This is a genomic window from Streptomyces sp. W16, assembly GCF_033194735.1.
GTDB lineage: Bacteria > Actinomycetota > Actinomycetes > Streptomycetales > Streptomycetaceae > Streptomyces.
On the sequence record NZ_JAWOAI010000413.1, the window covers coordinates 1 to 9,048 of the forward strand.

9 protein-coding genes and 1 pseudogene are annotated in these 9,048 nt (G+C 71.3%); 4 read left to right on the forward strand and 6 right to left on the reverse strand.

Annotation, left to right across the window (positions count from 1 at the left end):
• Positions 1 to 139, reverse strand: a pseudogene (locus R6V09_RS38180) (alpha-ketoglutarate-dependent dioxygenase AlkB); the annotation flags it as partial.
• Between the two features lie 77 nt (positions 140 to 216).
• Between R6V09_RS38180 and R6V09_RS38185 the strand changes: the two are divergent.
• Positions 217 to 1,350 carry a methyltransferase gene (locus R6V09_RS38185; RefSeq protein ID WP_317886072.1) on the forward strand — a complete coding sequence of 378 codons (1,134 nt, stop codon included), beginning with the start codon at positions 217 to 219 and terminating at the stop codon, positions 1,348 to 1,350.
• On the opposite strand, the gene R6V09_RS38190 is transcribed toward R6V09_RS38185, so the two are convergent.
• Positions 1,340 to 2,209, reverse strand: coding sequence for a class II fructose-bisphosphate aldolase (locus R6V09_RS38190; RefSeq protein ID WP_317886073.1), 870 nt, complete (start codon positions 2,207 to 2,209; stop codon positions 1,340 to 1,342). The two genes, R6V09_RS38185 and R6V09_RS38190, sit on opposite strands and share 11 nt — an antisense overlap.
• Positions 2,210 to 2,243: 34 nt before the next feature.
• Positions 2,244 to 3,125 (reverse strand): SIS domain-containing protein, encoded by an 882-nt coding sequence (locus R6V09_RS38195; RefSeq protein WP_317886074.1) that lies wholly within the window; start codon positions 3,123 to 3,125, stop codon positions 2,244 to 2,246.
• 124 nt (positions 3,126 to 3,249) lie between these two features.
• On the opposite strand from R6V09_RS38195, the gene R6V09_RS38200 reads away from it, so the two are divergent.
• A complete protein-coding gene (locus R6V09_RS38200) occupies positions 3,250 to 4,029 on the forward strand; it encodes a DeoR/GlpR family DNA-binding transcription regulator (RefSeq protein ID WP_317886075.1) in 780 nt (259 codons plus the stop codon).
• Positions 4,030 to 4,064: 35 nt separating this feature from the next.
• Here R6V09_RS38200 and R6V09_RS38205 read toward each other — a convergent pair whose 3' ends face one another.
• Entirely contained in the window at positions 4,065 to 4,655 is a 591-nt protein-coding gene (locus R6V09_RS38205) for a dihydrofolate reductase family protein (RefSeq protein ID WP_317886076.1), read from the reverse strand.
• A 114-nt stretch (positions 4,656 to 4,769) separates the two neighbouring features.
• Positions 4,770 to 5,222, reverse strand: coding sequence for a phospholipase (locus tag R6V09_RS38210; protein ID WP_317886077.1), 453 nt, complete (start codon positions 5,220 to 5,222; stop codon positions 4,770 to 4,772).
• Positions 5,223 to 5,463: 241 nt separating this feature from the next.
• On the opposite strand from R6V09_RS38210, the gene R6V09_RS38215 reads away from it, so the two are divergent.
• Together R6V09_RS38215 and R6V09_RS38220 are read left to right on the forward strand one after the other, a co-directional pair.
• On the forward strand, positions 5,464 to 6,435 hold the full coding sequence (locus R6V09_RS38215; protein WP_317886078.1) for an ATP-binding cassette domain-containing protein: 972 nt from the start codon (positions 5,464 to 5,466) through the stop codon (positions 6,433 to 6,435).
• Positions 6,432 to 7,223 (forward strand): ABC transporter permease, encoded by a 792-nt coding sequence (locus R6V09_RS38220; protein WP_317886079.1) that lies wholly within the window; start codon positions 6,432 to 6,434, stop codon positions 7,221 to 7,223. Before R6V09_RS38215 ends, R6V09_RS38220 begins: the two co-directional genes overlap by 4 nt.
• Here the strand turns inward: R6V09_RS38220 and R6V09_RS38225 are convergent.
• Positions 7,204 to 9,048: ATP-binding protein (locus R6V09_RS38225; RefSeq protein ID WP_442810219.1), on the reverse strand; the 1,845-nt coding region annotated here is incomplete at its 5' end. The genes R6V09_RS38220 and R6V09_RS38225 overlap by 20 nt on opposite strands.

Below are 9,048 nucleotides of genomic sequence, written 5' to 3' on the forward strand. Positions count from 1 at the left end.
GCAGGCCGGCGGGCGGCCGGGCCCACTCGCGGCAGGCCGTCAGGAGGTCGCGCTGGCCGGCCGGGTCGAGCCAGTCCGGTATGTGCACCGCGCCCGGCGCGATCTCCGTGCGGGCCCTCGGAAACAGCTCGGCGTCCATCGCCCCATCCTGCCCCGACCGGCCGTGAGCTGGTACTCGGTTAGCCTTGGCGCACGATGGACGACCATATCGACCGCATGACGACTCCGTGGGGCGACCGCGCCCTGGCCCGCTTCCCCGAGGACCCGCGCGACCGGCTGCGCGCCTGGGACGCCTCCGACGAGTACCTTCTGCGACACCTCGCGGAACAGGACACCCCGCTGTCCGGCACGGTCGTGATCGTGGGCGACCGCTGGGGCGCCCTGGCCACGGCGCTCGCGCAGCACGGCCCGGTGCAGATCACGGACTCGTTCCTCACCCAGGAGGCGACGAAGGCGAACCTGGCACGGAACGAGGTCGCCGCCGATTCCGTACGGCTGCTCACCACCCAGGATCCGCCGCCCGAGCGCGTCGACGTCCTGCTGGTACGGGTGCCGAAGAGTCTCGCGCTGCTGGAGGACCAGTTGCTGCGGCTGGCGCCCGCGGTGCACGCCGACACGGTCGTCGTGGGAACCGGCATGGTGAAGGAGATCCACACCTCGACGCTGAAGCTGTTCGAGCGGATCCTCGGCCCGACCCGGACCTCGCTGGCCGAGAAGAAGGCCCGGTTGATCCACTGCTCGCCCCGGTCGTCGGGGGCGCGTGCCGCCAACCCCTGGCCGCACAGCTACGCCCTGCCCGATGACATCGGTACGGTCTCGGGGCGGACCGTGGTCAACCACGCGGGTGTGTTCTGCGCCGAGCGTCTCGACATCGGCACCCGCTTCTTCCTCCAGCATCTGCCTTCAAGTCGCGGTCTCCGCCGGGTCGTTGACCTCGGGTGTGGCAACGGTGTCGTGGGTACGGCGGTGTCGCTGGCCGATCCGGAGGCCGAAGTCCTGTTCGTGGACGAGTCGTTCCAGGCCGTGGCGTCCGCGGAGGCCACGTACAAGGCCAACGGGGTGCCCGGGCATGCCGAGTTCAGGGTCGGGGACGGGCTGACCGGGGTTCCGGCCGAGAGTGTGGACCTCGTGCTGAACAATCCCCCGTTCCACTCGCACCAGGCGACGACCGACGCGACGGCCTGGCGGATGTTCACCGACGCGCGGCGCGCACTGCGGCCGGGCGGCGAGCTTCATGTGGTCGGCAACCGGCATCTCGCCTATCACGTGAAGCTGAAGCGGTTGTTCGGCAACAGTCAACTCGTCGCCAGCGACGCGAAGTTCGTGGTGCTGAAGGCCGTCAAGCGGTAGCCGGGCCGGGTCCGGCGAGCACGCCGATCGTGCGGGCCACCGCCCCGGCCATCGCCTCCCGCCCCACGCTCAGGTACTTGCGGGGGTCGACCGCCTCCGGATGCTCGGCGAGGAAGGCTCGGATCGCGCGGGTCATCGCGAGGTTGAGAGCCGTGCCCACGTTGACCTTGGTGATGCCGCCGGCGACGGCCGCGATCAGCTCGCCGTCGGGGACCCCTGAAGAGCCGTGCAGGACGAGGGGGACGTCCAGGGCGGCGGTGAGCCGCTTGAGGAGGTCGTGGTCGAGGGTGGCCGTACGGGTGGTCATGGCGTGGGAGCTGCCGATGGCGACGGCGAGGGCGTCGACGCCGGAGTCGGCGACGAAGGCGCGGGCCTGGGCGGGGTCGGTGCGGGCGCCGGGTGCGTGGGCGTCGAGCGGCGGCTCGCCGTTCTTGCCGCCGACCTCCCCCAACTCGGCCTCGATCCACAGCCCTTGGGCGTGTGCCCAGTCGGCGGCGGCGCGGGTCGCGGCGAGGTTTTCGGCGTAGGGCAGGCGGGCCGCGTCGTACATGACGGAGCTGAAGCCGGCGTCGGCTGCCTGCCGGAGCAGCTCGTCGCTCTGGACGTGGTCGAGGTGCAACGCGACGGGTACAGCGGCCCGTTCGGCCGCGGCGACGGCCGCGCGGGCGAGAGGGAGGAGGCGGTCGTGGCGGAACTTGACGGCGTTCTCGCTGACTTGGAGGACGACGGGGGCTACGGCGCACTCGGCGCCGGCGATGACGGCCTCGATGTGTTCCAGCGTGATGATGTTGAAGGCGGCTACGGCGGAGCGGGCCTCGGCGGCGCGGGTGACGAGTTCGCCGGTGGTGACGAGAGGCACGGCCTGTCCTTTCCTGGAGTCTGGGGCGCCGGCTTCAGGGGGCGAGGATCACCGAGCGGGTGAGGTGGCGCGGGCGGTCGGGGTCGAGGTCGCGGTGTGCGGCGACGGCGACCGCGAGGCGCTGGGCGCGGACGAGTTCGGCGAGCGGGTCGAGGCCGCCCTCGATCCACAACCCGCCGGTGGCGCGCACCTGTTGGGCGAGTCCCTCGGGTGGATCGCCGAGCATCCAGGTGGCGGTGCCGTGGGTGGTGATGCTGATCGGGCCGTGCCGGTACTCCATCGCCGGGTAGGTCTCGGTCCAGGACAGTGAGGCCTCGCGCATCTTCAGCCCGGCCTCATTGGCGAGCCCGACGGTCCAGCCGCGGCCCAGGAAGGTGAACTGGGTGCAGGCGACGAGCTGTTGGGGCAGTTCGGTGGTGAGCGCGGTGCGGGCGTCGGCGACGACAGCCTCGGTGTGCAGGCCCAGGTGGGCGCGGAGCAGGGTGACCGCGGTGGTCGCGAACCGGGTCTGTACGACGGAGCGTTCGTCGGCGAAGTCGAGCACGACCACCTCGTCGGCGGCCGTCATGACGGGGGTGTGGGGGTCGGCGGTTATCGCGGTGGTGGGGGTGCGGCCCTTCAACCGACCCAGGAGTTCCAGCACTTCGGTGGTGGTGCCGGAGCGGGTGAGGGCGAGGACCCGGTCGTACGGGCGGCCGTACGGGAACTCAGAGGCGGCGAAGGCGTCGGTCTCGCCCTGGCCCGCCCCCTCGCGCAGGGCGGCGATCGCCTGTGCCATGAAGTACGAGGTGCCGCAGCCGACGATCGCGACCCGCTCCCCCGGCGCCGGAAGCACTGCCTTGTATCCCGCCGCCTCCGACGCGGCGCGTGTCCAGCACTCGGGCTGGCTGATCAGCTCGTCCTCGACATAGGTCATGCCGTACCCCTCCCCAGCGATGCTCGTTCCTGCAAGATATAGCGAGTTTTCAAGCACAATCAAGCAACCTGGTGGAGGTTGTGTGCGCTAGGGTCGCCGGAGAATCGAGGAACGGAGAGTGCGGATGTCGCGCGACGCCCGCTGGAAGGCGCTGCTGGAGCTGCTCGTCGAGCGCGGCCGGCTCGATGTCGAGGAGGCGGCTGCGGACCTCGCGGTGTCGGCCGCCACGATCCGCCGCGACTTCGACCAGCTCGCCGAGCAGCAGATGCTGGTGCGCACCCGGGGCGGTGCCGTGGTGCACGGGGTGTCGTACGAACTGCCGTTGCGCTACAAGACCGCCCGGCACGCCTCCGAGAAGCAGCGCATCGCCAAGGCGGTCGCGGAACTCGTCGCGCCGGGCGAGGCGGTGGGCCTGACCGGCGGTACGACGACCACGGAGGTGGCCCGCGCCCTGGCCGTGCGCGGCGACCTCGGCTCCGGAACGCCCGCGCTGACCATCGTGACCAACGCGCTCAACATCGCCAACGAACTCGCCGTACGGCCCCAGTTCAAGATCGTGCTGACCGGCGGGGTGGCGCGCCCGCAGTCGTACGAACTCGTCGGGCCGCTCGCGGACGGCGTGCTGTCGCAGATCACCGTCGATGTGGCGGTGCTCGGTGTGGTCGCCTTCGACGTGACGCACGGCGCGGCGGCCCACGACGAGGCGGAGGCCGCGATCAACCGGCTGCTGTGCGAGCGCGCCGAGCGGGTGGTCGTCGCGGCCGACTCCAGCAAGCTCGGGCAGCGGGCGTTCGCCCGGATCTGCTCGGCCGAGTCGGTGAACACGCTGGTGACGGACACGGCGGTGCCGCCGGAGACGGTACGGCGGTTCGAGGAGGCGGGGGTTCGGGTCGTCGCCGTGTGACGGCCGGGCCGTGTCAGTGCGTGCCGGAAGCCCGGTCAGTGCCCGGTCAGGACTTCGAAGCGCAGGTGGGTGATGTCCGGCGACTCGCGCGTCCAGAGCCGGCGGAGTTCGACGGGACGGCCGAGGTGGTCGAAGAGCCGTTTGCCCGCACCCAGCAGCACGGGGACGAGCATGATGTGCACCTCGTCCAACAGACCGGCGTTCAGAGCCTGTTGGGCGACGCTCGCACCGTGGACCCCGACATCCCCGCCGGCGGCGGTCGCCTTGGCGCGGGCCACCGCGGACTCGATGCCGTCGGTGACGAAGGTGAACACGTCGGGGGCGACGACGCCCGCCGGATCGGGGGCGCGATGGGTGAGCACGACACAGGGGACCTTCCCCACCGGCCCTCCGTCGCCCCACCCGCCGTCGCCTTCGCACACGTCGTAGGAGTGCCGGCCCATGAGGACGGCGCCGACGCCGTCGGCCATCTCGGCGAGGACCCGGGCATCGGTGTCGTCCATCTCCCGGACCCATCGGTGCAGACGTTCGCCGCCGATGCCCAGCGGATGGGCACGGGTGTCGTCCGGGGCGGTGATGAAGCCGTCCAGGGACATGGACATACCTGAGATCACTTTTTCGCTCATGCCGGGTAGACCCCTCTAGCCACCCGGACTCATCGGTCGTCGTGGTCTCCTGGCAGGCGGGGTGCGGGACGCCGGGAGCCGGCGTCCCGCACTGTCCGGCCGGTTGACGACGCGTCAGCCGAAGACCTTCACGGCCTGGTAGTAGGTCCAGGCCGTGCTGTTGCAGGCGGTCGCGGTGGCGCCGCTGTAGGCGGTGCAGACGCGTTTGAGGTCCTCGTAGAAGGCGCTGTCGAGCCGTGACTTGTTGGTGTCGAAGGCGCCGGCGGCCTTGTAGTTGCGGTAGCCGAAGTCGTGGCGGGCGCAGGATGTGGCGAAGGGGAAGCCGAAGGGGTTGTCGGGCGAGTCGGAGCAGTAGTCGGTGGACCAGTCGAACTCGTAGGCGGACCAGGCGGTTTGGTTGGCGCGGGCGGCGGCCCAGAGGCTGTAGCTCGACGCGCTGGTCTGGGTCCAGCCGGCGAGGACCTGGGGTTTGTCGGCGGGGACGGCGGTGGCGGCTGTCGCGGTCGCGACGACGGCGACCAGGGCCAGGGTCGAGGCGGCGAGACCGGTGGCGAGTCTGCGGTGCATCCAACACCTCCATGAGACCGCGATCCGCCCGTCGGATCGCAGGTTCATGACAAGATGATTTCCGGCTCGACCCCCTCTTCACACCGCATGTGCCCCAATGACCCGTTAACTCTCGGATGTGGCAGGAGATCGGGACATGAACCCCATGGGAGACACCGGCGGCGGGCCCGGGCGACCGGCTCCGGGGCACTGAAACCGTCGTGAAACCGCGCTGAATGCGGCCTGCCGCACGCTCTGCGGCATGACGACAACGACATCGCACTCACTCGGCATCGCGGCCAAGGGGCTGCGCAAGGCCTACGGGGACAAGACGGTCCTCGACAGCATCGACCTGGCGGTACCGGCCGGCACGGTGTTCGCCCTGCTCGGCCCGAACGGCGCCGGCAAGACCACCGCCGTCAAGATCCTCTCCACCCTCATCGCCGCCGACGCCGGCGAACTGCGCGTAGGCGGCCACGACTTGGCCGTCGAACCGCAGGCCGTGCGGGCCGAGATCGGCGTCACCGGGCAGTTCTCCGCCGTCGACGGACTGATCACCGGCGAGGAGAACATGCTCCTCATGGCCGATCTGCACCACCTGTCCCGGCAGGAGGGACGGCGGGTGGCCACCGAACTCCTCGCGCGCTTCGACCTCACCGAGGCCGCGAAGAAGCCCGCCTCCACCTACTCCGGCGGCATGAAGCGCCGCCTCGACATCGCCATGACGCTGGTCGGCAGCCCGCGGATCATCTTCCTCGACGAGCCGACCACCGGCCTCGACCCGCGCTCCCGCCACACCATGTGGGGCATCATCCGTGAGCTGGTCTCCGACGGGGTCACCGTCTTCCTCACCACCCAGTACCTGGACGAGGCCGACGAACTCGCCGACCGCATCGCGGTGTTGAACGACGGCAGGATCGCCGCCGAGGGCAGCGCCGAGGAACTCAAGCGGCTCATCCCCGGCGGACATGTCCGGCTCCGCTTCACCGACCCGGCCGCCTACCAGTCCGCCGCCACCGACCTGCGCGAGGTCACCCGCGACGACGAGGCGCTGTCGCTGCAGATCCCCAGCGACGGCAGCCAGCGCGAACTGCGCGCCATCCTCGACTGGTTGGACGCCTCCGGCATCGAGGCCGACGAGCTGACCGTGCACACCCCCGACCTCGACGACGTGTTCTTCGCCCTCACCGGCGACAGCAAGGTCACCGACCACTCCAAGGAGAACGTCCGATGAGCACCCTCGCCCTCGCCCTGCGCGACTCGAACACGATGCTGCGCCGCAACCTGCTGCACGCCTGGCGCTACCCGTCCGGAACCCTGAACCTGCTGCTCACGCCGATCATGCTGCTCCTGCTCTTCGTCTACATCTTCGGTGACGTGATGAGCGCGGGCATCGGTGGCGGCGGCGCGGACCGCTCCGACTACATCGCCTACATCGTCCCGGGCATTCTGATGATGACCATCGGCGGCACCGTGATCGGGGCCGCGGTGCACGTCTCCATGGACATGAACGAGGGCCTGATCGCCCGCTTCCGGACGATGGCGATCTATCGCGGGTCCATGCTCATCGGGCACGTCGTGGGCAGCGTGCTGCAGTGCGTCGCCAGCGTGGTCCTCGTCGGTGCCGTCGGCGTGGCCATCGGCTTCCGGTCCACGGACGCCACCGCACTGGAGTGGCTGGCGGCGTTCGGGCTGCTCGTCCTGTTCTCCCTGGCGCTCACCTGGATCGCGGTCGGCATGGGAATGGCGAGCCCGAACGCCGAGGCGGCGGCCAACAGCGCACAGCCGCTGATCCTCCTGCCCCTCATCTCCAGCGCCTTCATCCCGGCCGACACGATGCCGGGCTGGTTCCGGCCGATCGCCGAGTACCAGCCCTTCACGCCCGCCATCGAGACCCTGCGCGGGCTGCTGCTCGGCACGGAGATCGGCAACAACTGGTGGATCGCGGTCGCCTGGTGCGTCGGACTGACCGCGCTCGGCTACCGCTGGTCGATGGCGTCGTTCAAGCGCGACCCGAAGTAACCGCCATGACAGCGCGGGCCGCCTCCCGCAACTCGTCCCGCCCCAGGGCGGCGTACTCCGACACCGCGTCGGCGTACGCCGCCCTGTCGGCGTCCTCGGCCGCCTCGCGGGCCCGGTCCGCCGACATCGTCGGATGGAACTCCCGCATCACCCGCAGCCGTTCGGCCAGCGCGACCATCCGTACGGCACCGGTGTCGCCGGACGCGAGCCCCACCATGCCGAGGGCGTGCAACACCGTCCCGAACAAGGGGAGTTCGGCAGGCGAGCCGACCGGCTCCGCGAGCAACACCCCGAGCCGCAGCCGCAGCCGGGCGATCACCTCCGCGACCGGTGCGAGCCGGCCGGCGTGCGCGTGCGCGGTCACCGCCACCGCCTGGATCACCAACGCCCATGGGTCGAACGGGACTTCACCGCCTCGCGTGGAGCCGGCCGCGAGCATTCGCTCGACCACCCCGCGCCACAGGCCGAGCCCGACCTCCGTCAGTCCACGGGTGAGCGCGATCTCGGCGCGCCCGCAGAGGTCGGGCCGGTAGAAGTCGTCCTGGCGCGGGGAGTTGTCGCTCTCCGCTCGCCGCAGCCACTCCTCCGCCTCCTCCAGTTCGCCGCGCTGCAGACAGGCGAAGACGAGGAGCGCGCGGATGCCGATGTGGTCGTGCCCGTCGCCGAGTCGCGGCAGCACCGCGAGGGACGCCTTGAGGTGCTCGTACGCCTCCTCGCCGCGGCCCGTCCGCAGGCACAGCTCGCTCAGCCGGGAGTGCACCATGAGCTGTACGGACGGATTGTCGACCGGCGCCAGTCCGGCGACCGTCCGGCGGGCCGAGACGAGCGCGCGGTCGATGTCGTGCTCGAACTCCCAGACGTAGCAGGCGACGCACTCGGCGATCCCGGAGAGCAGCGGCTGCTCACTGGCGCAGAGCGCGCGCAGCACGTCGTAGTCGGGCGGCCGTATCTCGGGGATCGCGCTGAGCACGACCGCGGTGGCGCGCATCAGGGTGTCCGGCGCGGCCGGGGGCAGCCGGCGGAGGGTGGCGAGCTGCCGTACGGCGCGTGGGCCGGGGCCCATGAACACGGTCGCGGTGCCCAACACCGCGGCGGTGCGGGCGACTTCGACGTACGCGGGCTCGGGGCGGTAGTGCGACAGGGGTGGGCCGGTGTCCTCGGCGAGGGCGGTGAGGCGGGGGAAGTTGGTGCCGGTGGACCACAGTGCGGCGAGGACGGCGGTGACGGCGGCGGTCGCGGGGCCGTCCGCCCGGGCCAAGGCGTGCCGCAGGGCCAGCACGAGGTTGTCCTGCTCGGCCTTGATGCGCTCCCAGGCGGTCTGCGCATCCGAGCCGAAGAGCGCGTCGTGGTGGGCGACCCCGAACTCCCGCGCCCAGACGAGGAATTGACCGACGGCCGCCTCGTCCTCGCCCGCCTCGGCGCGGCGGGCGGCGCTGAACTCCCTTACGGTCTCCAGCATCCGGAACCGTACGCCGGCCGGGGTGTCGGCGACGGTGAGCAGCGACTGGTCGGCCAGTTGCTCCAGGAGGAACAGCGGGTCCTCGCCGAGGACTTGCTCGGCCGCCTCGCCGAGGAAGCCGCCGGGGAAGACGGAGAGCGTGCGCAGCGCGGCGCGGGCGTCCTCTGCAAGGAGGTTCCAGCTCCAGTCCACGACCGCGTGCAGTGTGCGGTGCCGCTCGGGTACGTCCCGTGCGCCGCCGCGCAGCAGGGCGAACCGGTCGCCGAGGCGCCGGGCGATGTCGGGCACCGAGAGGACCCGCACCCGTGCCGCGGCCAGTTCCACGGCGAGCGGCAGCCCGTCGAGGTGGCGGCACAGCTCGGTCAC